Source organism: Emcibacter sp. SYSU 3D8 (assembly GCF_039655875.1).
In the GTDB taxonomy this organism is placed as follows: domain Bacteria; phylum Pseudomonadota; class Alphaproteobacteria; order SMXS01; family SMXS01; genus RI-34.
Genome location: NZ_JBBYXK010000002.1, coordinates 297,246 through 321,994, shown reverse-complemented (window position 1 = coordinate 321,994; position 24,749 = coordinate 297,246). Strand labels below are relative to the sequence as shown.

Genomic DNA, 24,749 nt, shown 5'->3' with positions numbered 1-24,749 from the left:
CGGTTTATTTCTTCGCCGCCGGTCCGTCGAACGACTTGATCAGCTCGTACCAGCCCGAACCCTTGACGGCGAGGGGCATGCCATCGAACTTTTCCGCCGTGTCCAGATGCTTCTGGCGGCCTTCCCATGCCTTTGGGTCGCGCTGCCACTCGTTGAGGACGCGCTCGGCCTCTTCATAGCTGGGCGCCTCGACCTCGTAGAGCGACAGGTAGCCGGACACGGTCTCGCTGCCCAGATGGGCACCCGCCAGCTTGAACACGCTGCCGCGCACGAAGTTCGGGCAATGGGCCGTGTCCTCGATGTGCTGGTCGACGAACCATTCGTCGAACTGCGCCTGCTTGTCGGCGCTGGGCGGCTCGCAGAGCCCGATGAGAACGAAACGCGGCATGAAAGGTCTCCCCCTTTTAGTGAAATCCGTCAGCAAGGTAGCAGTTTTTCGAGGCGCTCAACGTTCAAAATCTTCCGGGCGGCGCTTGTTCGAGCGCCGGCGCCGCTGCATGATCGCCTTATGTTCATCGACCGTTTTTTCGACCGCTCCCGCCACGTATTTGCCGAGCAATTTCAGCCGGACGGCGAGGCATTTCTCTATCGCAAGAATATGCGCGGCGCGGCCCGGAAGGTGACTGCGGGCGAGCGCGAGATCTTCATCCGTGAGTTCGACAAAGGCCTGCGCTATCTGGCCCGCTTCCTTCTCGCGGGCGTTCCGGTAACGGCGCTGTGCCTGATGGGATTTGCCGGTGCGCGCGGCGGTTACATCGACAAGGGCTGGATCTTCACGTCCGTCTCCATCTGGACCGGCATCTGCCTCAGCTCCTGGCATTTTCTCTGGCATGTGCCGGAGCGCGCGCTGGCTCACCGGCCTCGCGCCAGAAACCGGAGTTCCCACGCCAAGGTTCGCCACCTGGTGGTAGCGAAAGCCAGTTGGGATCAGTTGGCCAGCGCCGGCACGTCGATCATGCTCGTCATCGCGAGGTTTGCGGCCAGACCGCAACTCCTGACGGGCTGGAACAGGCTAATGTTTTTCGCCGCCGCCGGCGGACTCGTCGCGCTTGTCGGGCAGGTTCTGAAGCGGTTCGGGAGGCGCCGCCCTTGACACGCGGTATCCGCTGACGCCAAAACCGGCGCAACGGAAACGCCCGGGACGAGCATGAACGTCGAAACCCCGCTGTCCGGCCAGGCCATGGACGACATATTGCGCGGCGCGATCCGCGACGGGTTCGCGTGGTCGGTCTCGACGCAGCATCCGGACGGCTACTGGGTCGGCAAGCTGCAGACCAACGCCTGCATGGAAGCGGAATGGGTGCTGGCGCTACACTTTCTGGGACTGCACGATCACCCGCATCTGCCCGGCCTGAAGCGATCGATCCTGCGCGGCCAGCGCGAGGACGGGTCGTGGTGCATCTATCACGGCGCGCCCGCCGGCGACATCAACGCCACCGTGGAAAGCTATGCGGCGCTGCGCTGCATGGGTCTGCCGGCCGACGATCCGGTGATGGCGAAGGCGCGCGACTGGATCTTCGCCAAGGGCGGCCTGCGCAACGTGCGGGTGTTCACCCGCTACTGGCTGGCGCTGATCGGCGAATGGCCGTGGGACAAGACGCCGAACATCCCGCCGGAGGTGATCCGCTTCCCGCTGTGGTTCCCGTTCAGCATCTACAATTTCGCGTCCTGGGCGCGGGCGACCTTGATGCCCATCGCCGTGCTGTCGGCGCGCCGGCCGTCGCGGCCGCTCGGCAAGGGCCGCACGCTCGACGAGCTGTTCCCCGGCGGCCGCGCGTCATTCGACTATTCGCTGCCGAAGAAGATCAGGCCGTTCACCTGGGAACAGTTCTTCATGGGCACGGACAGGATCCTGCACGGCGCCCAGACCCATAACCTGGTCCCGGGACGCGAGGCGGCCATCGCCCGTGTGCTGGAATGGATCGTCAAACATCAGGACGCAGACGGCGCCTGGGGCGGCATCCAGCCGCCCTGGATCTACAGCCTGCTGGCGCTGCACATCGAGGGCTATCCCATGGGCCATCCGGTGATGGCCAAGGGGCTGGCGGCGCTTAACGATCCGCGCTGGTCCTACGAGACCGCCGACGAGGACGGTGTCGCCGTCAACATCCAGGCGTCGGTGTCGCCGGTGTGGGACACGGTGCTGACCCTGCTCGCCATGGAAGATTGCGAGGCACAGGACGAGCACAAGGAGGCGGTCGGCAAGGCGATCGGCTGGCTGCTCGACAACGAGGTGCGCCATTACGGCGACTGGTCGCAAAAGGTGAAGGGCGTCGAACCCGGCGGCTGGGCGTTCGAATACGCCAACCAGTTCTATCCCGACGTGGATGATACCGCCGTGGCGCTGATCGTGCTGGCGCGGCACCGCCACGATCCCGGATGGCAGGCGCGCGGCATCGGCGCGGTGATCGCCCGGGCGGTGAACTGGGTGCTGGCCATGCAGTGCCGGGGCGGCGGCTGGGCGGCGTTCGACCGCGATAACGACGCCGCGATCCTCACCCGCATCCCGTTCAGCGACTTCGGCGAGGCGCTCGATCCGCCCAGCGTCGACGTCACCGCCCATGTGCTGGAAGCCCTCGGCGTGCTCGGCTACGACCGGCATCATCCCGCCGTTGCGCGCGGCGTCGCCTTCCTGCGCAAGGAGCAGGAAAAGGACGGCAGCTGGTGGGGCCGCTGGGGCGTCAACTACATCTACGGCACCTCGGCCGCGCTGCCGGCGCTGCGGGCGGTGGGCGAGGACATGCGCGAGGCCTATATCGCCCGCGCCGCCGACTGGACCATCGCCCACCAGAACGCGGATGGCGGCTGGGGCGAGAGCTGCGGTTCGTACATGGACCGGTCGCTGGCGGGGAAGGGCGACAGCACGGCGTCGCAAACCGCCTGGGCGCTGATGTCGCTGCTCGCCGTTGGCCGGCCCCAGGACCGTGCGGTTATCGAGAAGGGTCTCGGTTTCCTCTCGTCGCGCCAGAAAGACGGCAGCTGGGACGAGGCGGAATATACCGGGACCGGCTTTCCAGGCTACGGCCTTGGCCGCCACATCGACCTGGACACCGGCGCCGCCGAGACTCTGGGCCAGTCGATCGAGCTCAGCCGCGGCTTCATGATCAACTACAACCTCTACCGCCACTACTTCCCGCTGATGGCCATGGGCCGGGCGCGGAAATACCTGGCACGGCTCGGCAACGAGGCCCTGTAGGGACCAAAAAATCTACGTGGCGATCCGGCGACGCGAGCCGGATCGCCACGTAGTACAGGGGAACGCTAGAACCTGAACGACGCTTCCACCGTGAGCTGCCGGCCGCGCGCGAAGGTGAAGATCTCGTCGTCGCCTACGCCCGGTTGCAGGAACGGCCGCGGGCCGGAGCTTTGCAGGTAGTGCTTGTCGGTCAGGTTGGTGCCAATCATCGACAGGCGCCAGCGGCCCTCCGGATCGCCGATGGAGGCGGCCAGGTCGAACGTCCAGTAGGCCCTCTGCCGGTAATTGCTGAAGTTGGTGAAGAACGAGCCGCTGTACCGGGCGTTGCCGGTCAGGCCGAGCTCCAGCGAGTTGCCCAGCGGCACGCGCCAGTCGAAGGCGGCGTTGCCGGAGAAGTCCGGCGACTGCAGTCCGTCCCGGCCCTCGAGGTTCTGCGACACGCCGTCCAGCGGGTTGGGGTCGAAGAACGCCGTGTACTTGTTGCTCAGGAACGTCATCGATCCGTAGAGGCTGAGGCCGTCGAGCGGCGTTGCCCAGCGCCAGTCCAGGTCGACGCCCTTGGTGGTCACCTCGCCAGCGTTGGCGGTCAGGAACTGGATGGCCACGGCGTCGAAGTTCTGCACCTGCAGGTTCTTGAACACATAATAGAAGGCCGACAGGTTCAGGGTCAGCGAGCGGTCCGCCCATTGCGACTTGACGCCGATCTCGCCGCCCTTGGCGGTCTCGGACTCATAGACCAGCGCATCGGCCGTGGCCTGTCGGACCTCCGGATCCGGGCTGGCGAAGCCCAGCAGGTTTGACGACGGCAGTGCCGAATTGTCGATGCCGCCCGACTTGAAGCCGGTCTTGTAGGATGCGTAGAGCTTGATGTCGTCCGTCGCCTGCCAGCTCAGCGTCACTTCCGGCGAGATGTTGTTGTCGCGGAATTCGATCGGGCCAGAATCGAACCCGCTCTGGATGAAGGCGCCGGTCGCCACCAGGAAGGTGTGCACATAGGGCACCAGGATGTGGTTGACCTTCTTTTCATGGGTCCAGCGCACGCCACCCGACAGCTCCAACTCGTCGGTGAAGTTGATGGTGGCGCTGCCGAACACCGAGACTGCGCTCGTATCGGTCGGATGCTCCTTGTACCAGTCGAAGCTGTTGCCGGTGATCGGGTCGGGGCTGAAGAACGAGATGTTGACCGCGTTCTGGCTGGTGTTGAACTCGATGTGGCGGTCCTCGTAGAAGGCGCCGACCATGAAGTTGAACCAGTGGTCGAAGTCGCTGCGCAGGCGGACTTCCTGGCTGAACTGGCGCAGCTGGTTGTCGGTCAGGCCAGTGCCCGCGCCCTGGCCGACGCCGGCGATGACGCCGCCGTAGGAATAGCTGTCGTTGTCCTGGGCCGACTGGTCCAGGTAGCCGCTGACCGACGACAGCGTCAGGCTGCCGGTGATGTTCCAGTCCCACTTTAGCACGCCGAAATAGATGTCCGAGCGGCCATAGGGGATGCCCCCTTTCAGCCTGGGGCCTTCGGCCGGCGCCTGGGCCGAGAGGGCTGGCGCCATGTCGGGGAGGTAGAACACCGGTTGCTTGCCTGTCTCGTAGCACGGATAGCCCGCCGGAATTGGCAGCGCGCCGCTCAGCAGGAAGACGGAATCGGGCACGCCGTTGGGCCCGCAATCCATGGCCGAGCGCTGGATGGCGCCGTCATTGGCGTGACGGATGTAGTTGAGCTTGAGGTTGGCGGTGAAGTTGTCGGTGGGTTCGAACTCGAACGTGGCGCGGATGTTGAGGTTGCGCTCGCCGCGGTGGGGATCGGCCACCGGCGCGGTGTTGAACCACACCGTCCTGATGTCGTTGTAGCGGGCCGCCAGCCGGAAGCCGAACTTGTCGGTGACCGGGCCGGAAACGGACGCTTCCGTGGTGAGGCCGTCCTCCTCGAACTCGTAGGCGACCTTGCCGCCGAACTCCCAGTCGTCGGTGGGGTCGGCGGACTTGATCGACAGCACGCCGGCCGAGGCGCTCTTGCCGAAATACAGCGACTGCGGGCCCTTCAGCACCTCGATCTGGCGAACGTCCATGAAGGCCGACTGCAGCACGCGCATGGAGCTGACCTGCATGCCGTCGAAGTCCAGCGCCACGGCGGAATCGAACGCCGCCGAGATGTAGGACGAGCCGACACCGCGCAGGCTGAGCGACGCGCCCGAGCCCGAGCCGCCGGTTTGCACGTTCAGCGTCGGAATGCGGCTGGTGATGTCCGCGACCTTGTCGTAGTTGAAGCGATCGATCTCCGCGGCGCCGACGGCGGTCACGGTCACGGGCACTTCCTGCAGCGTCTCGGTCTGCTTGCGCGCCGTCACCGTCACCGTCTCGGTGCCGCGCAATATGATAGGCTTGTCCTGAGCGGATGCCTGTATCGGCGCAAGAGCCAACAATAGTCCGGCAAACAATCCGATAGACAAAGCCGATCTTGCGATGGCATCACGGCGCGGTTTTTCACCGCGTCTCATGAGCTTTTTCATAGTTTCCTCCCCCGCGTCATCTGCGGATGGGCCGCAGATTCATCCCTGACGTGCCGATGGACACGTTCCCGGATGGTAAGTTGGCGAGCGCGCGGGTGACTACCTGATAGATTTACGAGGTTCCGGCCCTCGTGGCGGCGGATCCGTTATGCGATCGTTTCCGGCGCCGGCATAGGCCGGGGCAACAGGCCGAGTCCCATGGCGTTGTAGATGGCCTGCTGGCGGGAGCTGGCGTCGAGTTTGGCCATGGCGTTCTGGACGTGAAAATCGGCGGTACGGGCGCTGATGGCCAGGATCAGGGAAATTTCCCACGAGGTCTTTCCCATCGCCACCCACCTGAGGCACTCGATCTCCCGCGCGGTCAGCGCGGGCGCGGCGGGGCTCGGCGGCGCTTGCCGGCAGGCGCAGGTGATGAGCGAGTTTCCCAGCGGGATCGACTCCTTGATTTCATCGATCGCGCGGTCGACCTCGATACTCTCGGCGGAATCCAGCGCGACGAGCGTGCCGCGGATGTTCGACGGTCCGAACAGCGGGATTGAGACGCCGCTATGGAAGCCCTCGTCGGCGACAATGGTGAAAAGCTCGCGCTGGCGCGGGCTGCCGTTGTGGCGGAACTCGTCGACGGTCCATATGACGGGTTTGGCGTTGTCCCTGATCCAGCACTGCACCGGGTCCTCGTCGCCGAATTCCTCTCTGGTGTATTGCTCAATCAGCTTGCGCGCCGAGGATGAAACCGCGCCGGAGGCCTTGAGCGGGATGTGCGTTCCGCTCCTGCCTCCTTCGACCGAACAGATATATCCGGACCAGCCGCGGCTGTCGGCGTAGTTGTCCAGGATCCGCGAACCCGCGACATCGGAGACTTCAGGGAAATCAACGACAATCATTCCACATCACCTACGCTTCGCTCGGTTGGGGCAAGTCGCAAGACCTGTCCCGCCCCTGAGCACAACTCAATGTGGCCGCGAGGATGGTCCGCGCGGGACAGACCTGCTTACACCCGCTGCCGCGTCGCCGATACCTGTCAGTTCACACAGGGGTGCGGCCTCGCCCTTGCCACTAAAGTCCGGGTCAATTGCCACCACGCGCTGACGGAGCGAATGTCCATGGCCAAAGTGAACCGCATGGCGGATCCGGTATGCCCGCGAAGCCTCGACGAGGCGGTGCTGGCCGACCCCGAAGTGCTGGAATGTCCCTACCCGACCTACGACCTGCTTCGGGAACAGGCGCCGGTGTGGCGGGATCCGTTGACGGGCATCTTCAACATCACCCGCTACGAGGACCTGCGGCAAATTCTGCGGGACACCGACACCTTCTCCAATCGCCGGCCGGGCGAGGACTTCAAGAATGCAACGGGCACCGCGCGTCTTGTCCACGACAGGTACCGTGATAAGGGCTGGGTGCCGGGCATCTCGCTGGCGGGCCGCGACGACCCCGAGCACAAGCAGATGCGCGCCATGTTCGACCAGGCGTTCACCGCGGGCAAGATCAAGGAGATGGATTCCTTCGTCGAGCAGGTCGCCGGCCAGTTGATCGACGGGTTCATCGGCGACGGCCATTGCGAGTTCGTCGGCCAGTACGCCGCGCCGCTGCCGTTGATCGTCATCTGCAGGCAGATGGGCGCACGGGACGAGGACATCTGGCGGATCAAGGAGTGGACCGATGCCTGGATCAAGGGGCGCGGTTTCGGGCTGACCGAGGAGGAACTGCTCTGGTCCATCGACAAGGAGATCGAGGCCCAGCACTATTTCCAGCCGATCTTCGAGCGGCTGCGCCGCAATCCCGACGGCACGCTGCTGTCGGCGCTGGTCAACACGGTGATCCCCGAATGGGGCCGGCCGCTGACCGACAACGAGCTGCATGCCGAGATGATGCAGGACACCTTCGTCGGCGGGTCGGAGACCACCACCAACGCCATCGCCGGTGGGCTGATGCTGCTGGGCATGAACAAGGATGTCTGGAACCGCCTGAAATCCGATCCGGACCGGTATCTCAAAACGTTCTGCGAGGAAGTAGTCCGGCTGGAAAGCCCGGTGCAGGGACTGACCCGGCTCACCACGCGCGACGTGGAGATGCATGGCGTGACCATCCCGCAAGGGTCGATCATCTGCATCCGCTTCGCCGCCGCCAATCGGGATCCGGAGAAGTTCGAGTGCCCCGGGCAGGTGGACCTGGAGCGCAAGAACGCCGGCGCGCATCTCGGCTTCAGTTCGGGTACACACCATTGCCTGGGGGCGCCGCTCGCCCGGCGCGAGCTCTACTGGGCCTTCAAGACCTTCATCGACCGGGTCGAGGATTTCCGATTGGCGCCCGAAAACACCTTCCGGCACCTGCCCAACTACGCCCTGCGGATCAAGACGACGCTGTTCGTCGAGTTCACGCCAAGGCAACAACCCGGCGGTCCAGGCTGAGCGCAATGCCTCGGCCAAAAAAAACGCCTCGAATCGAGGCAGTTTGGTAGGCGAACTTCTGGAATCAGTCTCTTGGCGTCCCGGGCCGTGGAGCCCGGGATGCATGTGGAGGGCTCACGAGTGAGACCCTCCCTGCAGTTCGCCGGATTGTTAGTCGAGCGGCTTCAGTTCTTCAGCTGAGCTTTTGCCGTTGCGGCCACGAGTCAGTTCGTAAGAGACTTTCTGCCCCTCACGCAGGCCCGACAGGCCGGCCCGCTCGACGGCGGAGATGTGGACGAAGGCGTCGGCCGAACCATCGTCCGGCTGGATGAAGCCATAGCCCTTGGTCGAATTGAACCACTTCACGGTTCCGTTGGTCATAGAGAGTGCTTTCTTCAATGATGGCATAACGACCATCCGCACCAACCGGTGCGGACAGTTTCTCAGCTCGCTCAAGTCCTGAATTCGATAGCTCGGTCGGTGACGAAGCAGATGAGCCCGGTCTTAGGTCACTGATCTTGCGGATATAATCACGCAATCTGGCGAACACAAATAAAATTCACCCGGCGCGCGGACCTGATCCCGGCCGGAAACCGGCCGTGACCAGGGGCTGCGAAAGTCTCAGGCGGCCTGACGCATGGGACGGCGGCGGCGGCGATTGGGATTCCGGCGGGCATCCGGCTGCGCTGTCGTATTGCGCGTGTTGCCCGGCTCGGACCGTGCATCGCGGGGAGGCCTTGCCTCGCGGGCAGGCCTCGCGTCGCTTTGATCGGCGCCGGCCTCGCGGGGCGGCGTGCCCGTGACCGTGAGTTGTACGCGGGTCAGCTTCTCGATGCTTTTCAGATAGGCCCGTTCGGTCGGGTCGCAGAACGCGATGGCGACGCCGCCGGCGCCGGCGCGCGCGGTGCGGCCGATGCGGTGGACGTAGCTCTCGGGCTCGTTCGGCAATTCGAAGTTGATCACGTGGCTGATGCCGTCCACGTCGATGCCGCGGGCGGCGATGTCGGTGGCGACCAGCACGCGGGACGCGCCGGACTTGAAGCGGTCAAGGGCGCCCTGGCGGGCGCTTTGTGACTTGTTGCCATGGATCGCATCGGCGGGCAGGCCCGACCGGCCAAGTTGCTCGGCGACGCGGTTGGCGCGGTGCTTGGTCCGGGTGAACACGATCACCTTGGACAGGGCCTCGTCACGCAGCAGGGTGGTCAGCAGCGACTGCTTGCCGGCGGACTCGATGAAATAGACGCTCTGGCTGATCTTCTCGACGGTGGTCGCCTGGGGCGTGACCTCGACACGCACCGGATCGATCAGCATGTCCTGGGCAAGCCGGGCCACGTCTCCGGGCATGGTGGCCGAGAACAGCAGCGACTGGCGCTTGCGCGGCATGTGGGCAACAATCTTGCGCACGTCGCGGATGAAGCCCATGTCGAGCATCCGGTCGGCCTCGTCGAGCACCAGAATGCCTGTGCCCGAGAGGTTGACATGCTTCTGATTGACCAGGTCGAGCAGGCGGCCCGGCGTGGCGACGAGGATGTCGACGCCGCGGGCCATGGCCTTTACCTGCGGGTTCTGGCCGACGCCGCCAAGAATGACGGTGTGGCGCAGGTTCAGATGGGCGCCATAGGCGCGGATGCTGTCGGCGATCTGCACCGCCAGTTCGCGGGTCGGGGCGAGGATCAGCGTCCGCGCCGTCTTCGGCGCGGCCTGGATATTCTCGGCGGCCAGGCGCTGCAGGATGGGCAAGGTGAACGCGGCGGTCTTGCCGGTGCCGGTCTGGGCAATGCCCAGCAGATCGCGGCCCTGCAGCAGCAGCGGGATCGCCTGCGCCTGGATCGGGGTGGGGGTGGTGTAGTTCTCGGTGGCCAGAGCCTTCATCAGCGGCTCGATAAGCCCGAGATCAATAAATTGGGTCACTTAAACAGAGTCCTTCCGCGCCGGGCGCACGCGGTCATCGCGGACGCTCTCAGCGTGTTGCCTTTTCCACGCGCACCTGGAAATCAAGCGGGGTTTTTCGGTGACCTGTCCGGAAGGAAACGCCATCAGGGCGTATCGCGCGGTCACGGTAGGTCTGCAGGGTAAGTGCGCCTGCTTCGTGCCCATGTCAAGCGGTATCGGGCTATGACCCTGAAGGTGATGCGTTTTCGCCACACCCGGGGAATCTTTTCCACCAAACGCGGCGAAGCCTTTCCCAACGCCTACGTCCTGTGCGACCACTGCCGCGCGCACGGGACGTAGGCGCGTGGGTGTAAAGGGGAAAGACTAGGGAGGCGTCATCGTCGGCACTGGCCGTTTTCCGTTCCATCCGTCTTGCCCAACCGTGATTTGCACAGTTGGGCGCTTGCAATTTACCCTGTGAACAGTTGAGATTGCGCTCGCGCAGTTGAATCACCCGAGAGGCTTCTGAATGTATCAAGTCCGACCCCGCCGCCGATTGCGCGCCGGCTACGCCATTGCTGGAGGCCTCGTCGTCGCCAGCACCATGGGCGTGCCCGATCTTTCGGAGGCCGCGGACCTGACCATCACGAAAACGGTGACCGAGCCGGTCAACACCGCCAATGCCAGCAGCGGTCCCGGCAACATCCTCATCGAATCCGGCGGCGCGGTTTCGGTCGACAAGGGCACCGCGGTCACCGTCAACAGCAACAACACGGTGGAGAACAACGGACGCATCCAGTCCAGCGGCGGCATCGACAGCCGCGGGATCGTGATCAGCGGATCGGTGACCAGCGACATCACCAACAAGGGGACCATCTCCCTCGGCACCGATGCGGACGACGACACCAAGGACGGCGGCAATTACGGTATCTATCTGCAGCCCGGCGCGAGCATGGCCGGCGACATCCTCAACGACACCGGCGGCACGATCACCGTCGACGGTTTCGAATCGGCCGGCATCTTCAGCGCCGGATCGCTGACCGGCAGCATCAAGAACGACGGCCAGATCACCGCCACCGGCGAGGCTGGTGTCGGCGTGCTGGTCAGCGGCAATGTTTCCGGCAGCGTCACCAACAACGGCTCGATCAGTACCGGCGTCGGCTCGAGCCAGTCCTTCGACAGCAAGGGCAATACGATCACCATCCCGGAAACGCCGGGCGGCGACGGCCTGGCGATCGCGGGTAGCGTCAGCGGTGGCATTGTCAATACGGGCGACGGACTTACCGATGTGGAGGAGAAGAGCCTCACCGCCGGAACGGTCGAGACCATTCGCGGTCTGAAGAAAGACGACATCGGCGTCGACGCAACGATCACCATCATCGGCCCCGAAAACGCGCTGCATGTCGGCCCCGATGCCGGCGGCACCGTGGGCGGCAATCTCACCATCGGCGCGGTGGGAGCGGACGAGGACGCCTACGGCATCATCAATCGCGGCGACATGACCAGCAGCTCGACCGCCGATAATGGCCCGGCCGAGACCGTGCGCATCGGTCTGGGCGCGGGGACCGGTGCCACGGGCACCACCACGGTGGTCGGCGGCTTCCTGAACGACGGCGGCGACATCACCACCAAGTCCGACAGCGGCAAGTCCACCTCCGTTGCCATCGGCTCGGGCGCGATCCTGCCCGAGTTGAACAATGTGGGCACGATCAAGGCCACCACCGAGACCGGCGACGCCTATGCCCTGTCTATCGAGCAGAGCGCGCAACTCGACAAGCTGACCAATTCGGGCTTGCTGGAGGCCGAGGCGACATCGGTGAACGGCGACGCCATTACCATCGTCGACGCGTCGGACACGCTGAAGTTCATCGAGAACACCGGCACCATCTCGTCGATCGAAACCATTGGCGCCGACATCAAGGGTCTGCCGATCACGTCAACCGGCACGGCCATCGACCTCAGCGTGTCGACGGTCGACGTATCCGTCCTGAATACGGGCACCATCGCCGGCGACGTCCTGTTTGGTACCGGTGACGACAGCTATACCCTCGACGGCGGCACCCAGACCGGCACCATCGATTTCGGCGGCGGTGAAAACACCTTCATGCTGAACAATGCGATGTTCTCGGGCGACCTCGCGGCAACCAAGGGCAGCGTCGATCTCGACGTCAAGGGCTCGACCTTCGCCATCGTCAGCGAGGACGGCGCGCAGGTGCGCGACGCGGCGTTCGACAAGGATTCCACCCTGGTCGTTCCGATCTTCGGCAGCGACGCCATTGCCGGCACGCTGACGGCATCGGGGACGGTGAGCTTTGCCGACGGGACCGGCCTGGTCACCGATTTCAAGACGCTGTCCGCCGAGGATATCACCTTCACGCTGGTCGATGCGGCGACGCTGACCTTCGAAACGGACGTAACCGGGCTGATGATCTCGGACACATCGGCGTTCTTCAATGTCGACGTGGCGATCGACGAGGAAGACCCGGGCAAGCTCGTTGTCACCGTCCACCGGGCGACCGCCGAGGAGCTTGGCCTGAACGGCAATCAGACCGCTGTCTTCAACGTCACCAAGACGCTGCTCGAGCAGGACACGGAAATGGGCGCGGCCATGGCTAATCTGAAGACCGCCGAAGAGGTCCAGGACGCCTTCAACCAGCTCATGCCGGACAACAGCGGCGCGACGCAGCAGGGCATCTTCCAGACCCAGGCCGCCATCTTCGGCGCCATCAACAAGCGTATGGACGGCATTTACAAGCTCGATCAGCGCTACAAGGAGCGGGTCGAGCGCATTGCCGGCAAGGATCCCAAGCGCGCCAAGCGGATGAGCAAGCGGAACCAGCCGACAATCTGGGCCGAACAGCTCGTCCTCGTCGCCAATCAGAGCCCGTTCGCCGATCAGCTCGGCTATGGCGGTTACAGCTATGGCGTGGCGCTGGGCGCGGATTATCCGCTGCTCGGTCTCGACGCGGTGGGCATCAGCCTTTCGCAGGTCTGGTCCGAATACAAGGAGAAGACCTCGTTCGATAAACCGACGGCGGTCTCGACCACCCAGTTCAATGTCTATGCCGGTTGGGAGAACAGTGGTTTCTTCGTCGACGTCAGCGGCGGCTACGGCTTCAGCTCCTATGACGGCGAGCGCAACATCGTCATCGGATCGGTCTCGCGCACCTCGCTTGGCGAGTGGAGCGGTCATCATATGGCGGCCAATGTTCGCGCTGGATACAACATCGTCATGGGCCGCTACACACTCGGCGCAGCGGCCAGTTTCAGCTGGATGAAGCTGCATGAGAACGGGTATGTGGAAACCGGCCTTGGCGAAAACGACACCTCCGGCGCGGCGACCAATCTGGTGGTGGGTGAGCAGGACGTCAGTTTTGCGCGCGGCAATTTCGGCCTGACCGCCGGCATGCGGTTCGAAGACGGCACCGGCCTTATCGAGCCACAGATCCGCGTCGGCGCCACGCACGAATTCAGCTACAAGGGGCCGACCAATGCGGCCTATTTCGGCTTCCTGAAGGATGGCAACAACCTGCCTACCCGGCTGTCCGACGACTTCATGACCGTGGGCGCGCTCGCCGCCAAGACCACGTATTATGCGGGTGTCGGCGTCGATCTCAGCGCGCATTTCGGGACGCTGTCGTTCGATTACGACGCCGAATTCGGTGGCGGCAAGCTGAACCACATCGTGTCGGGAACGGTTCGCGTCAGCTTCTGACAAATAGGAACGAAGCCCGGCGGCTTTCGCCGCGCGGGCCCCGTCCCGTATGTAGCCGGCTGAGACGACTACAGCCTGTGAACGTATGCCCGTGGCGAAGGTTCCGTGTCGCGGGACCGGGCGTCTGGTCCGCACTGTCCGTGCCAGCGCCGCGGCGCCCTCGTCAGCCGCGAAATCCGTAGTCGGCCCGCCGCTTATGCAGTATTGAGAAAATGCTTCCGGTGAGGATCGGCGGCCAGCCCTGAACGACGAGAAGCAGCCGCATGAGCACCATCGCCGCCGACGCCCATGCCAGCCGTCCGCTGTCCCGGCAGGACGTGAAGACATTGTCGCTGTCCGCCCTGGGCGGTGCCCTCGAATTCTACGACTTCATCATCTTCGTGTTCTTCACGGCGGCGCTCAGCAAATTGTTCTTCCCGCCCGACGTGTCCGATTGGGTGCGGCAACTCCAGACCTACGGCATATTCGCGGCGGGCTATCTGGCGCGGCCTCTGGGCGGCATCGTCATGGCGCATTTCGGCGATCTGGTCGGCCGCAAACGCATGTTCACCTTCAGCATCTTCCTGATGGCCGTGCCCACCTTCGCCATGGGCCTGTTGCCCACCTACGCCGACATCGGCATCGCCGCGCCGGTCCTGCTGCTGCTGCTGCGGATCATCCAGGGCGCGGCCATCGGCGGCGAGGTGCCGGGCGCCTGGGTATTCGTGGCCGAGCATGTCCCGCCGCGGCATATGGGCTTTGCCTGCGGCACGCTTACCGCAGGCCTCACGGTCGGCATCCTGCTGGGATCGCTGATGGCCACCTTCCTCAACCAGACCCTGTCGCCGCAGGAGGTTCTCGATTATGGCTGGCGCCTGGCCTTCGTGACCGGCGGCGTGTTCGGCCTGCTCGGCGTCTATCTCCGGCGCTATCTGAGCGAGACGCCGGTATTCGAGGAAATGCGCCAGCACAGGGCGCTGGCCCGCGAATTGCCGGTGAAAACCGTGCTCCTCGCCCATCCGGGCTCGGTGGCGCTGTCCATGCTGCTCACCTGGATGCTGACGGCGGCCATCGTCGTCGTGATCCTGATGACGCCGGGAATCCTGCAATCCGCCTACGGCTTTGCGCCGGCAGCCGCGTTCAACGCCAATTTGCTCGCGGTTGCCTCACTGACCGTGGGCTGCCTGTTCGCCGGCTGGGCCATCGACCGCTACGGTGCGGGCACGACCTTCATCGCGGGCAGCGTGCTGCTCGCGGGCTGCGTCTGGGGCTTCTATACCAAGATCGTCGCCGATCCGTCGCAGCTGATGACGCTCTACGCGCTCGCCGGCCTGTCCGTCGGCATCGTCGGCGCGGTTCCCTATGTCATGGTCAAGGCGTTTCCACCCGCGGTGCGCTTCTCCGGATTGTCGTTTTCGTACAACCTTGCCTATGCGATTTTCGGCGGCCTCACCCCTGTTGCGGTGGCCGCATTGCTCGGGGAAAGCGCCCTCGCGCCGGCCTATTATGTCATCGCAACCTGCGGCATCGGCCTGGTGGCGGGCATCTACATGAAGCTGACGGGCTTTGGCCGGGACACGGTTGAACGCTCCGCCCCAGGCCCTACCTAAGACATAGGGTTTGGCAATGGAGAGGTTCGATGCAAGCGACACAGATCATCGACTATGCCCAGCGGCTCTACCGGGCACACGGCAACCAGGCGGAATACGAAGCCGCCTCCCGGCAGCAGGAATGCGAGAAGCGCGGCGACAAGGAACAGGCCGAGACCTGGAACCGGATTCGCCTAGCGATCCGCGAAATACGCCACTGATCCTGTCCCGGCGCGGCAGGGCCGCCTGAGATCGCTCAGGTCGCAGGGACGATCTCGTCCCCAAGCTGCTTGATCATGTCCGCTGCCTTGTCCGGCCAGAGGGCGAATACGGGTACGGTCAGGCGGTGGACCCCAATGTCCGCAAACCGCTTCACCGCGTCGGCGCCGCCCTTCATCGCCCATACCCCGGTAATCTCGATCTCGTTGAAATCGCGGCCGACCCGGTCGCAGGTATCGCGCAGCACCGCAAGCTGCTCGGTCAGTTCGGTGACGCTGCCACTGGGCGAATACCAGCCGTTGCCATAACGGGCGACCCGCTCGAACACCTTGCCTTTGCTGCCGCCGATATGGACCGGAAGGGGCGTCTGCACCGGCACCGGGTAGGACTTGAAGTTGTGCCAGCTGACAAACTCGCTTTCGTGCTCCACGACATCGCCCGACCAGACCTTGCGCATGGCCTGGATATAGTCGTCGAACCGCGCGCCGCGGTGCTCGAACGGCGTGCCCATGGCGGCGAACTCTTCCTTCAGCCAGCCGATGCCGGCCCCCAGCATGAACCGGCCTCCGGAAATGAAATCCAGGCTGGCGGCCTGCTTGGCCAGCAGCAGCGGATTGGCCTGCGACAGGATGTTCACGCCGGTGCCGAGGCGCAGGGTCGTGGTCTCGGCGGCGATGGCCGTCAACGCCAGCAAGGGGTCCACGTAATTGGTTTCGGGAATCGCCGTCATGCGGCCCGTGGCGTTGTAGGGATAGCGGCTGTCGTATTCGAGCGGAATGATGACATGCTCGAAGGTCCAGACCGATTCGATTCCGGCCTGCTCCGCCAGCCTGGCATTGGCGATCATGGCGCCGGGCGAGGCGATGTCCTTGTTGATGGGGCCGATACCGAATTTCATGCTTTGGTCCGCTTTCTCGTTGGCAGGAAAAACATGCCCGCCGCCGCGACGAGCGCACCGATCATATATATTTCCAGCGCCGGATCGTAGGAGTTGAAGTGGTCGAATACGCGGCCCGAGATGACCGCGCCCAGTGCGCTTACGGTCAGGAACGGCATCAGCAGTCCGGCCACCTTGCCGAACGAGGCCGCGCCGAACCGGGCGCCGACCATGGCGCCCAGCAGCGCCATGTGCGAGCCGCCGGTGAAGCCGGCGCAGGCGGCGACGGCGAGCATGGCGGGATAGCTGGGCCGGCCGATCATGATTGCCATGGCCACCATCAAGGGAATAGCGGTGGCCCAGTAGACGAAGCGCAGGTCGACGCGGTCCGACAGGGTGCCGACCGCCAGCTTTGAGCCGACCATGGCCACCGCCACCACCGACATCAGCGACGCGCCCAGCGCGGGCGGAATGCCCACATCCGCGGCATAGGGCCCAAGGTTGGCCATGAAACCGGCAAAGGCCAGCGCAGGCGGCAGGATGCCGAGGACGATCAGCCAGAACGTCCGCTCGCGCAGAATCTCGGCATAGCTCCACTCCCGGTGCAGCCCGTCGGCGGCGGCCTGCCGCGACAGGGCGCTTTCGGGGTCCGGTACGACGCCCGCCGCTTCGGGGCTGTTGCGAATAACCAGCCAGGCCGGCGGGATGATGGCCAGGGCGGCGAATACGGCGAGGATCTGGTGGGCGGTGCGCCAGTCGAACTCCCGGGCGAGAACGGTAACCAGCAGCGGCAGCACCGCGCCGCCGAGCGAACTGCCCAGCGAGACGATGCCGATGGCCAGTCCGCGCTTGCCCCGGAACCATTTGGCGGCGAGGGCCTGTCCGCCCAGCGATCCTGCAAGCGTGAAGCCAAGGCCCAGCAGCACGGCATAGATGGCGACGATCTGCCAGAGCGCCGTGGAAACCGAGATCAGCGCCAGGCCCGCGGCATAGGATAGCCCGCCCAGGCAGATCAGCACCCGCATGGAGACCCGGTCGAACGCCCAGCCGGCGGCTGGTCCCATCACGCCAAGGGCAATGGTAAAGACGGTGATCGCCCACATCACGTCGCCGCGCCCCGCGTCGAATGCATGCATCCAGTGTTCGACCCAGAAGGTGAAGGCGTAGGTACCCAGGCCGAACGTCACCGCCTGGAACAGCATGGCCACGGCGACCACGTACCAACCATAGTAGATCTTCATGCAGGCACTCTCCCCGGCGGCGATCTTAGGGCTTTTGGCCGAGTGGGGAACCTGCATTCTGGCCGTGCGAGGGCGGCCATGCGAAACTGCCGCGTCGCCTGCAAGGGGAATATCTGTTTGACGAAACTGAGAGTGTTCTGGGTGATCGTGACACTGTGCCTGGCGGCGGCGCCGGCACCCGCACTGGTCGTGGCCGAGAGGCCGGCGCCCGTGAGCCAGGATGATCTGGACCAGCTCATCGCGCCGGTCGCGCTCTATCCCGACCCGCTGCTCGCCCATGTGCTGGCCGCGGCGACCTATCCCGTCGAGGTCGGTGAAGCCGTGCGCTTCATGGAAGAGCACGACGGGTTGCGGGGGCAGGAACTGGCGATGGAGATCCGCAACAAGGGCTGGGAGCCGACTGTTTCCGCGCTGCTGCAGTTCCCCGCCGTTCTCGCCATGATGGGCGCCCATGCGGACTGGGTGCGCCGTCTCGGTGACGTGTTCCTGCGCGAACAGCCGGCGGTGATCGAGACCGTACAGACGTTGCGGGGCCTGGCGCTTGACCAGGGATCGCTGCGCTCCAGCCTGCAGCAGAACATCTATGTGGCGGGCGACCTCATCACCATCCTGCCGGCCAATCCGCGCGACATCTGCGTGCCGGTCTACGACCCGTCCACCATCTACGGCGCCTGGTGGCTGCCCGAGAAGCCGCCCCTGATCTGGAGGCCCCGCCAGCGCGGCCCCCGTGTCCACGACATGCTCTCGGCCGGCATATCCTTCGCGCCGTGCAACACGCTGGCGGCCGCATCCTATGCCAGCGCCAGCCCCGACTGGGAAACACGGCAACTCAGGATGACCCGCCGCGGCGTCACCGAAACATGGCAGCACGACCCCGGCCACCGGCGCGGCGCGCCCTATCCCACAGCCGCGGTGCGGGCGCGGTTCGAATCGGAGGGCCCTGGCCGTGACAGCGGGATCCGCCGCGGCCCTCGGGGCGCATCGGGCGTCACGATCATCCGACCTAAGGTGGACCCGCAGCCGGAAGCGGAGCGCTAGAAACACCTGGAATCGCAGTGTCGCTGGTCAGGGCCAGATCGGCGCCTCGCCCTCGGGCAGGCGCGCGTCGGCGACGTTCAATGTGAACGACACCAGGCAATAATAGCCGACCAGCGCCGTCACTTCGGCCAGCTTCGGAAAACCCAGCGCCGCGCTGGCGGCGGCGTGCAAGGCGTCGCCGACCCGGCCGGACTGCAGGAGGTCGCGCGCCACTTCGTGCACCAGACGCTGGGTGTCGTTCTCATAGGGCGGCGGGGCGCCGGTGCGCACGGCCTCGATGATCGCCTCGGGCAGGCCTTCCGCGCGGGCCATGCGGGCATGGGCCCAGAATTCGTATTCCGCCTTCCAGTGGGCGCCGACGGTGAGGATCGCCAGTTCGCGTTCCCTGCCGCCCAGCAGCGAGCCGAAACGCAGCCGCTCGCCCATCTTCGAGCCGATGTGGCCGAACGACGGAATCTGCAGCCAGGCATTGAACGGTCCGCCCAGTTCGGCGGTGGGCGGGCCCATGCTCGCCTTGCGCGGTCCCTCGACGATATCGTCCCACAGGGCCGCCTGTTCGTCGGTCAGGTCGCCGCGCCGCAGCTTCGGAAATTTCACCATTCGTTCCTCCCATATGGCGGGAGGAATATGTCAGCCCTGGCCCACCAGCCGAAGCGGTTTCCGCTGGCCATCCACCACCAGAATGCGGAAGGCGTCGACCGCGCCGTCGAAATCGGCGAGCGACGGGTGCAGCAGCGTGTAGGAGGCGATGCCCGACATCACCAACGACGCCAGCACCGCACCCGCGACCGTCGCATCCGTGTCGGCTGGCAGTTCGCCCGCGTTCACCGCATCGCCGATGATCCGCTGGAATGGCGCGTCGATGTGGGCGCGCGCGGCGCGGATGGCGCCGAACCGGTCCGGGTCGCGGGCGCACTCCAGCAGCGCCGAATGGCCCAGGCGCTGCAGCACCATGTCTTCGCGGTAAAGCTCGTGGATCATGCCCAGCACCGCCGTGACCTGCGCCAGCCAGCCGCCGGGGGCGGAGACGGTTTCGTCGATGGCGGCGGCGATCTCGTCGAACATCGAGCATACGGCCGCGATGAACAGGTCATCCTTCGACGAGAAGTGGTTGTAGATCGCGGGAGCGGTCAGACCCGCCGCCCCGGCGATCTCGCCCAGCGTCGTGCCTTGCAGGCCATTGCGGGCAAACAGGGTGGCGGCGGCCTGCAGCAGACGCTTGCGGGTTTCCTCCGCCGTGGCACCTTCCGGCCTTCCCAGATTACGGGCGGTGAGGCCGCCGGTGCCCGGCTCGCCGGCCATGTCAGCGCTTCTTGAACGTGATCGGCAGCTCCTTCATGGGCATGAAGTACAGGCTGGGATTATGCACCGGCTGAGGCAAATCGTGCTCCAGCCTGATGTCGTCCAGCCTTGTCAGCAGGGCGGTGAACGAGCTGACCATCTCCTGCCGGGCCAGGCTGGCGCCGACGCAGAAATGCGCGCCCGCGCCGAAGGCGATCTGGGCCCCCGCATTCTTGCGGTCGATGTCGAACAGGTGCGGGCACTCGAACTTCTCCGGGTCGCGGTTGGCGGCGCCGTAGCGGGTCAGCACCAGGGAGCCTGCCGGGATCAGCGTGCCGTTCAGCTCCACGTCGCGCGTGGTCTTGCGGGCCAGTCCCTGGACGGGGCTTTCGATGCGCATGGCCTCCTCGCAGAACGGCTTGATCAGGCTCATGTCACCCCGCAGCCGCTGCATGGTCTCGGGGTGACGCAGCAGCAGCCACAGCCCGTGGGCGATGGCGCTCTGGGTGGTCTCGAAGCCGCCGCTGATCAGCTGGTGCATCAGGTTTTGCAGCTCGTGCATGGACAATGGCTCCTCGTCGTCGCCATGGGCATGGACAAGGGCCGAGATCAGGTCGCCGGTGGGGTTTTTCCGACGGTCCTCGAACACATCGAAGAGATAATGCTGCATTTCCAGCTCGGTTTCGGCGATCTGGCGGATCTCCGGCTCGCTCCACTTGCGGATCGACAGGGCGATCAGCGCGTCGGCCCAGCGCTTGAACCTGGCCACGTCCTTGCGGCCCAGGCCGAGCTGTTCGGCGATGATGATGCCGGGCATGGGCATGGCGAACTGGCTGTTGAACTCGCAGCGGCCGTCGTCGATCCATGATTCGATCAGGTCGTTGGCCACCTGGTCCACATAGGGCAGCATCTCCCGCACCCGCCTGGCGGTGAACACCCGGTCCAGCAGCTTGCGGTAGCGCGAGTGCTCGGGCGGATCGGTGCGCTGCAGGGTCTGCACATGGGCCCAGCCGCGCTCGGCAATGATCTCCTCGTACAGCACGCCCAGATCGCCCTGCAGGCCTTTGCCGTCCTTGGCGCTGACGTCGTTGGAGAAGGTGTCGGTATCCTTCAGCACCTGCCGCAGATCGTCATATCTGGTGACCATGTAGAAGCCGGTCTCGGGCATCCGGTAGACGGGACACTGCTCGTGCAGCGCCGCATAGAATTCGAACGGGTCGCTCTGCGTCGCGTGATCCATGAGGCTGTAGTCCTCGACCCGGCGCTTGACGGCGGCTTCCATGGCTTCCTCCCCGGAAATCCCTGATGAGGCGATTTATATTAACAATGGTTCATTAAATCTGCAACGGCCTTGCGGGCGCGCGCTGCTGCCGCGATCATGGGGCTGATTATCCAGGGGAGGAAACCATGGCCGACGCGAGCCTGTCCGATATCATATTCACCACCCGCGCCATGCGCCGGCTGAAGCCAGACCCGGTGCCCGACGCGCTGATCGAGCAGATTCTGCGCGCCGGCCAGGCCGCGCCCAGCGGCGGCAATGCCCAGAACTGGGGATTCCTTGTGGTGAAGGACCCAGACGTCAAACGTCAGGTGCAGGTCTATTACCAGCGCGCTTACGACGAAGGTGTCGGCAAGCACTATGCCGAGCGGCTGGCATCCATGTCGGCCGGCGAGGCGCGGGACAAGCTGGAGCGGCAGGTCGCCGCCGTGCACCACCTGACGCTGCATTTCCACGAGGTGCCGGTGTGGATCGTGCCGTGCCTCGACGTCGGTGCGCGGGGGCCGCTCGGCATGAGCGGCGCGTCCGTCTATCCGGCGGTGCAGAACATGCTGCTGATGGCGCGGTCGCTGGGCCTCGGCTCCACGCTCACCTGCCGCCACATGATGTTCGGCAAGGAATGCGACGCCATTTTCGGCCTGCCGGAAACTGTTGCATCCTTCGCCATCCTGCCGGTGGGCTGGCCCGAGGGAAAATTCGGGCCGGTCAGCCGCGGTCCGCTGTCCCAGGTGGTATACCGGGACCGTTGGGGCCAGCCATACTTCTGAACCAGCCTGCTCCGCCGCCATGTATGTTGAATTTGCATCAATCGTCGGTATTCTGCCGCCATGAAGAAAACCGTCCTATTGGCCTGCTCCCTGTGGCTGGCTTTCGCGGCGCCGGCGCTTGCCGCGGCCGTTGTCAGCACCGACGCGCTGCGCGAATGGAACCTGATCGTGTTCGGCAACGTCACGTCGAATTCAGAGGTCGAGGGCCGCTCGTTCATCGGCGGCGATCTCGATGGCAGCTCGTCCAACTACATGATCCGCACGCCGCCTCTCTCTCCGACCAGACAGCCGGGCCTGACCGTGGTCGGCAACGTCACCGGCAACACCAAGAGCCTCAATAACGGCTCGGGCGCGGTGATCGGCGGCAACGTCACCAGCGGCTTCAACCTGAATGGCCCGGCGCAGACCGTGAAGGTGGGCGGCACCATCAGCAACACCAACGTCAACCAGAACACGGTCCTGTCGGGCCTGGCCGCGTCGGACCAATATTTCCTGGCCGACCTGACCCAGCAGAAGACCCTGCTGCAGAGCAGCCTGACCGACCTGTCCGGTTCGCTGTCGCAGCTGGCCTCGAACAGTTCGGTGACCGTCGCCAACAACCGGGCCACCTTCATCTCGGCGCCGGATTCGACGGGGCTGGCGATATTCGACCTGACCGCGGCACAGCTGGGCAACGCCAGCGAGATTGCGCTCAACGTGAACGGGGCCGACACGGTGGTGATCAACGTCAGCGGCGAGAACATCGCGCTGGCCAAGAACTTCCTCGGCGGGACCACCGGCCTGGGCGAGAAGGTGATCTGGAATTTCTACGAGGCGAAGAATTTCGCCCTGTCGACCGCCTGGGGCGGTTCGGTGCTGGCGCCGCTGGCCGCCGCGCAGACCAGCAACTACATCGAGGGCTCGGCCGTGTTCGCCAGCCTGCAGCAGAACGGCGAGTTCCACCTGGGAACCTATTCCGGCACATACTTCCCGCCGCTGGTGCCGCCCGGTGGCGACACCAGTCCCGGCGGCGGCGGCGGGACAAGCGTGCCCGAGCCGGCCACGTGGCTGCTCCTTCTCGGCGCGCTGGCATTGTTGTGGACCGGACGGCGGACATTGGCACGGCGTGCGCGCTGGGCCTCAACCCGTCCTTGATTTCGGCCGCCGCATCGTCTATCCGTTGCGGCGTTTTCCAGGGCCGCTTTAGCTCAGCTGGTAGAGCATCGCATTCGTAATGCGAGGGTCAGGTGTTCGAGTCACCTAAGCGGCACCACTTTCCCTGGTAGAATCACCCTTCCAAGAATAGCGTAACCTCCGGATTCGCCGTCCGGAATCGGCGTGCCGGACGCCATCGACAGCCTATGGTTGCGGTGGTATCATTTTGCCATCAGCCAAACCATACGAACGTAATTTTTTCGCGACACATAATCTCCTCGGGGGCGGAGCAGATGGACATGAGCACTGAGGATGGCAGGCCGGACGGCGCCGTGCGGACTGGCGTGTCGCACCGCCGGGTGCTGGTCGTCGACGACAATGCCTTCGTCCGGATCAGCATTCGCAACATCCTGCTCGATGCCGGCGCCGATTATGTGGAAGAGGCGCGCGACGGCGACGAGGCGCTGGCCAAGGTCAGCGGCGACCTGCCATTCGACCTGATCTTCTGTGACCTGCAAATGCCGGGCCGGGACGGCATCGAGACTCTGCGCGGACTGGCGGGCTTCGATACCCAGGCCTGCATCGTGCTGATGAGCGGCGAGGACCGGAACATCCTGGCCGCGGCCGGCCGCCTTGCGAAGTCGCACGGCCTGCGCATCCTCGGCAACGTGACCAAACCCATCCCCGCCGAGGCGGTTCGCGAGTTTCTCGCCGCCGCCAACGCGGTGGTCCATGCGCCCCGCAAGCGTCCGGGCGGCACCACGCGTATTTCCGACGACGACATCCGCCGGGGTCTGGCCGAGCGCGAATTCTATGTCGACTTCCAGCCCGAGGTGGGGATCGCCGACGGCCGCATCTGGGGCAGCGAGGCGCTGGTGCGCTGGCGCCACCCCGAGCATGGTCTGGTCAGCCCGATGTCTTTCATCGGCGTCGCCGAGCAGTCCGACACCATCGACCTGCTGACCGACTTCGTCCTTGGCAAGGCGCTGGAAGCCCAGACGCTGTGGCGCACGCAGGGCCAGGACATCCACGTGGCGATCAATATCTCGGCCCATTCCATGGTCAATCTGGACATGCCGGATCATCTGGCGCGCATCGTGACCATGCTGGGCGGCAGCCCGGCCGCGGTGACGCTGGAGGTGACCGAAAGTTGCCTGGTCGACGACCTGTCCGCCTTTCTCGACATCGCCACCCGCCTGCGCCTGAAGGGCTTCCGGCTGGCGATCGACGATTTCGGCACCGGCTTCGCCACCCTGGAGCAGCTCAGCCGGCTGCCGGTGAGCGAGCTCAAGATCGACCGGGAATTCGTCGCCGGCGCGCCGGACAACGAACGCACCCGCGCCATTCTCGAGGCCAGCCTGCAACTGGCGCGCAGCCTCAGCCTGACCACCATCTGCGAGGGCGTCGAGACGCAGGCCGAATGGAACCTGGCCGCCGATCTGGGCGCCGACTGCATACAGGGGTTCTACATTGCCAAGCCGATGGCTGCGGGTGAGCTGGTCGGCTGGTTCAACGCGTGGCAGATGACCTGAGCACAGGCGAGGTAGCGGAAAATTTTCTGGGGCGGGGAAGGAATATTCCGGATGCGTGGGCCAACATCTCGGAAGTGCCGGGACACTATCAGGGAACGGTGCGCCGGCGCGGCGGGTGCCTTCGGGGCGGGTATCGTCG

General features: G+C 65.1%; 20 protein-coding genes and 1 tRNA gene. 11 read left to right on the top strand and 10 right to left on the bottom strand.

Annotated features, from left to right (window positions below; genetic code table 11):
* Nucleotides 1–4: 4 nt before the first annotated feature.
* Nucleotides 5–388, bottom strand: coding sequence for a hypothetical protein (locus tag WJU21_RS07445; RefSeq protein WP_346322772.1), 384 nt, complete (start codon nucleotides 386–388; stop codon nucleotides 5–7).
* A 120-nt stretch (nucleotides 389–508) separates the two neighbouring features.
* Here WJU21_RS07445 and WJU21_RS07440 point away from each other — a divergent pair, with 120 nt between their 5' ends.
* Together WJU21_RS07440 and shc are read left to right on the top strand one after the other, a co-directional pair.
* The gene (locus WJU21_RS07440) at nucleotides 509–1,093 is read left to right on the top strand and encodes a hypothetical protein (protein WP_346322771.1); all 585 of its coding nucleotides are present in this window, start codon (nucleotides 509–511) and stop codon (nucleotides 1,091–1,093) included.
* Nucleotides 1,094–1,147: 54 nt separating this feature from the next.
* The gene (gene shc, locus WJU21_RS07435; protein WP_346322770.1) at nucleotides 1,148–3,196 is read left to right on the top strand and encodes a squalene--hopene cyclase; all 2,049 of its coding nucleotides are present in this window, start codon (nucleotides 1,148–1,150) and stop codon (nucleotides 3,194–3,196) included.
* 65 nt (nucleotides 3,197–3,261) lie between these two features.
* Here shc and WJU21_RS07430 read toward each other — a convergent pair whose 3' ends face one another.
* Nucleotides 3,262–5,562 carry a TonB-dependent receptor gene (locus tag WJU21_RS07430; protein WP_346322769.1) on the bottom strand — a complete coding sequence of 767 codons (2,301 nt, stop codon included), beginning with the start codon at nucleotides 5,560–5,562 and terminating at the stop codon, nucleotides 3,262–3,264.
* Nucleotides 5,563–5,846: 284 nt separating this feature from the next.
* Nucleotides 5,847–6,584 (bottom strand): LuxR C-terminal-related transcriptional regulator, encoded by a 738-nt coding sequence (locus tag WJU21_RS07425; protein WP_346322768.1) that lies wholly within the window; start codon nucleotides 6,582–6,584, stop codon nucleotides 5,847–5,849.
* A 219-nt stretch (nucleotides 6,585–6,803) separates the two neighbouring features.
* Between WJU21_RS07425 and WJU21_RS07420 the strand changes: the two genes are divergently transcribed.
* Nucleotides 6,804–8,108, top strand: coding sequence for a cytochrome P450 (locus WJU21_RS07420; protein WP_346322767.1), 1,305 nt, complete (start codon nucleotides 6,804–6,806; stop codon nucleotides 8,106–8,108).
* A gap of 150 nt (nucleotides 8,109–8,258) precedes the next feature.
* On the opposite strand, the gene WJU21_RS07415 is transcribed toward WJU21_RS07420, so the two are convergent.
* Both WJU21_RS07415 and WJU21_RS07410 read right to left on the bottom strand, forming a co-directional pair.
* On the bottom strand, nucleotides 8,259–8,468 hold the full coding sequence (locus WJU21_RS07415) for a cold-shock protein (protein WP_346322766.1): 210 nt from the start codon (nucleotides 8,466–8,468) through the stop codon (nucleotides 8,259–8,261).
* Nucleotides 8,469–8,708: 240 nt separating this feature from the next.
* Nucleotides 8,709–9,998 carry a DEAD/DEAH box helicase gene (locus WJU21_RS07410; RefSeq protein WP_346322765.1) on the bottom strand — a complete coding sequence of 430 codons (1,290 nt, stop codon included), beginning with the start codon at nucleotides 9,996–9,998 and terminating at the stop codon, nucleotides 8,709–8,711.
* Between the two features lie 490 nt (nucleotides 9,999–10,488).
* On the opposite strand from WJU21_RS07410, the gene WJU21_RS07405 reads away from it, so the two are divergent.
* The 3 genes from WJU21_RS07405 (at nucleotide 10,489) to WJU21_RS07395 (ending at nucleotide 15,463) form a co-directional block, all read left to right on the top strand.
* Nucleotides 10,489–13,674, top strand: coding sequence for an autotransporter domain-containing protein (locus WJU21_RS07405; RefSeq protein WP_346322764.1), 3,186 nt, complete (start codon nucleotides 10,489–10,491; stop codon nucleotides 13,672–13,674).
* A gap of 263 nt (nucleotides 13,675–13,937) precedes the next feature.
* Entirely contained in the window at nucleotides 13,938–15,263 is a 1,326-nt protein-coding gene (locus WJU21_RS07400) for an MFS transporter (protein WP_346322763.1), read from the top strand.
* 29 nt (nucleotides 15,264–15,292) lie between these two features.
* Complete coding sequence (locus WJU21_RS07395; RefSeq protein ID WP_346322762.1) at nucleotides 15,293–15,463, top strand: hypothetical protein; 171 nt, start codon at nucleotides 15,293–15,295, stop codon at nucleotides 15,461–15,463.
* A 35-nt stretch (nucleotides 15,464–15,498) separates the two neighbouring features.
* Here WJU21_RS07395 and WJU21_RS07390 read toward each other — a convergent pair whose 3' ends face one another.
* Nucleotides 15,499–16,359 carry an LLM class F420-dependent oxidoreductase gene (locus WJU21_RS07390; RefSeq protein WP_346322761.1) on the bottom strand — a complete coding sequence of 287 codons (861 nt, stop codon included), beginning with the start codon at nucleotides 16,357–16,359 and terminating at the stop codon, nucleotides 15,499–15,501.
* The gene (locus WJU21_RS07385) at nucleotides 16,356–17,579 is read right to left on the bottom strand and encodes an MFS transporter (RefSeq protein WP_346322760.1); all 1,224 of its coding nucleotides are present in this window, start codon (nucleotides 17,577–17,579) and stop codon (nucleotides 16,356–16,358) included. Before WJU21_RS07385 ends, WJU21_RS07390 begins: the two co-directional genes overlap by 4 nt.
* Before the next feature lie 117 nt (nucleotides 17,580–17,696).
* On the opposite strand from WJU21_RS07385, the gene WJU21_RS07380 reads away from it, so the two are divergent.
* Nucleotides 17,697–18,617 carry a DUF3300 domain-containing protein gene (locus tag WJU21_RS07380; protein ID WP_346322759.1) on the top strand — a complete coding sequence of 307 codons (921 nt, stop codon included), beginning with the start codon at nucleotides 17,697–17,699 and terminating at the stop codon, nucleotides 18,615–18,617.
* 27 nt (nucleotides 18,618–18,644) lie between these two features.
* Here the strand turns inward: WJU21_RS07380 and WJU21_RS07375 are convergent, their stop codons facing one another.
* The 3 genes from WJU21_RS07375 to WJU21_RS07365 are packed head-to-tail and all read right to left on the bottom strand — an operon-like array spanning nucleotide 18,645 to nucleotide 21,180.
* The gene (locus WJU21_RS07375; RefSeq protein WP_346322758.1) at nucleotides 18,645–19,217 is read right to left on the bottom strand and encodes a carboxymuconolactone decarboxylase family protein; all 573 of its coding nucleotides are present in this window, start codon (nucleotides 19,215–19,217) and stop codon (nucleotides 18,645–18,647) included.
* Between the two features lie 30 nt (nucleotides 19,218–19,247).
* Complete coding sequence (locus WJU21_RS07370; protein ID WP_346322757.1) at nucleotides 19,248–19,919, bottom strand: TetR/AcrR family transcriptional regulator; 672 nt, start codon at nucleotides 19,917–19,919, stop codon at nucleotides 19,248–19,250.
* Nucleotide 19,920: 1 nt separating this feature from the next.
* Complete coding sequence (locus tag WJU21_RS07365; RefSeq protein ID WP_346322756.1) at nucleotides 19,921–21,180, bottom strand: cytochrome P450; 1,260 nt, start codon at nucleotides 21,178–21,180, stop codon at nucleotides 19,921–19,923.
* A gap of 125 nt (nucleotides 21,181–21,305) precedes the next feature.
* On the opposite strand from WJU21_RS07365, the gene WJU21_RS07360 reads away from it, so the two are divergent.
* The 4 genes from WJU21_RS07360 to WJU21_RS07345 all read left to right on the top strand — a co-directional run bounded on the left by WJU21_RS07360 (nucleotide 21,306) and on the right by WJU21_RS07345 (nucleotide 24,610).
* Nucleotides 21,306–21,944 carry a nitroreductase family protein gene (locus tag WJU21_RS07360; RefSeq protein ID WP_346322755.1) on the top strand — a complete coding sequence of 213 codons (639 nt, stop codon included), beginning with the start codon at nucleotides 21,306–21,308 and terminating at the stop codon, nucleotides 21,942–21,944.
* A 60-nt stretch (nucleotides 21,945–22,004) separates the two neighbouring features.
* The gene (locus WJU21_RS07355) at nucleotides 22,005–23,078 is read left to right on the top strand and encodes a choice-of-anchor A family protein (protein ID WP_346322754.1); all 1,074 of its coding nucleotides are present in this window, start codon (nucleotides 22,005–22,007) and stop codon (nucleotides 23,076–23,078) included.
* Nucleotides 23,079–23,120: 42 nt separating this feature from the next.
* Nucleotides 23,121–23,196 (top strand) — tRNA-Thr (locus tag WJU21_RS07350).
* Between the two features lie 181 nt (nucleotides 23,197–23,377).
* A complete protein-coding gene (locus WJU21_RS07345) occupies nucleotides 23,378–24,610 on the top strand; it encodes an EAL domain-containing response regulator (RefSeq protein ID WP_346322753.1) in 1,233 nt (410 codons plus the stop codon).
* Nucleotides 24,611–24,749 lie beyond the last annotated feature (139 nt).

Bases quoted from the DNA above. Each gene is read 5' to 3' on its own strand.
- WJU21_RS07395 (WP_346322762.1), top strand. From the start codon at position 15,293: ATGCAAGCGACACAGATCATCGACTATGCCCAGCGGCTCTACCGGGCA.
- WJU21_RS07405 (WP_346322764.1), top strand. From the start codon at position 10,489: ATGTATCAAGTCCGACCCCGCCGCCGATTGCGCGCCGGCTACGCCATT.
- WJU21_RS07425 (WP_346322768.1), bottom strand. From the start codon at position 6,584: ATGATTGTCGTTGATTTCCCTGAAGTCTCCGATGTCGCGGGTTCGCGG.
- WJU21_RS07390 (WP_346322761.1), bottom strand. From the start codon at position 16,359: ATGAAATTCGGTATCGGCCCCATCAACAAGGACATCGCCTCGCCCGGC.
- WJU21_RS07355 (WP_346322754.1), top strand. From the start codon at position 22,005: ATGAAGAAAACCGTCCTATTGGCCTGCTCCCTGTGGCTGGCTTTCGCG.
- WJU21_RS07420 (WP_346322767.1), top strand. From the start codon at position 6,804: ATGGCCAAAGTGAACCGCATGGCGGATCCGGTATGCCCGCGAAGCCTC.
- WJU21_RS07385 (WP_346322760.1), bottom strand. From the start codon at position 17,579: ATGAAGATCTACTATGGTTGGTACGTGGTCGCCGTGGCCATGCTGTTC.
- WJU21_RS07375 (WP_346322758.1), bottom strand. From the start codon at position 19,217: ATGGTGAAATTTCCGAAGCTGCGGCGCGGCGACCTGACCGACGAACAG.
- WJU21_RS07400 (WP_346322763.1), top strand. From the start codon at position 13,938: ATGAGCACCATCGCCGCCGACGCCCATGCCAGCCGTCCGCTGTCCCGG.
- WJU21_RS07345 (WP_346322753.1), top strand. From the start codon at position 23,378: ATGAGCACTGAGGATGGCAGGCCGGACGGCGCCGTGCGGACTGGCGTG.
- WJU21_RS07415 (WP_346322766.1), bottom strand. From the start codon at position 8,468: ATGACCAACGGAACCGTGAAGTGGTTCAATTCGACCAAGGGCTATGGC.
- WJU21_RS07365 (WP_346322756.1), bottom strand. From the start codon at position 21,180: ATGGAAGCCGCCGTCAAGCGCCGGGTCGAGGACTACAGCCTCATGGAT.
- WJU21_RS07360 (WP_346322755.1), top strand. From the start codon at position 21,306: ATGGCCGACGCGAGCCTGTCCGATATCATATTCACCACCCGCGCCATG.
- WJU21_RS07370 (WP_346322757.1), bottom strand. From the start codon at position 19,919: ATGGCCGGCGAGCCGGGCACCGGCGGCCTCACCGCCCGTAATCTGGGA.
- WJU21_RS07440 (WP_346322771.1), top strand. From the start codon at position 509: ATGTTCATCGACCGTTTTTTCGACCGCTCCCGCCACGTATTTGCCGAG.
- shc (WP_346322770.1), top strand. From the start codon at position 1,148: ATGAACGTCGAAACCCCGCTGTCCGGCCAGGCCATGGACGACATATTG.
- WJU21_RS07445 (WP_346322772.1), bottom strand. From the start codon at position 388: ATGCCGCGTTTCGTTCTCATCGGGCTCTGCGAGCCGCCCAGCGCCGAC.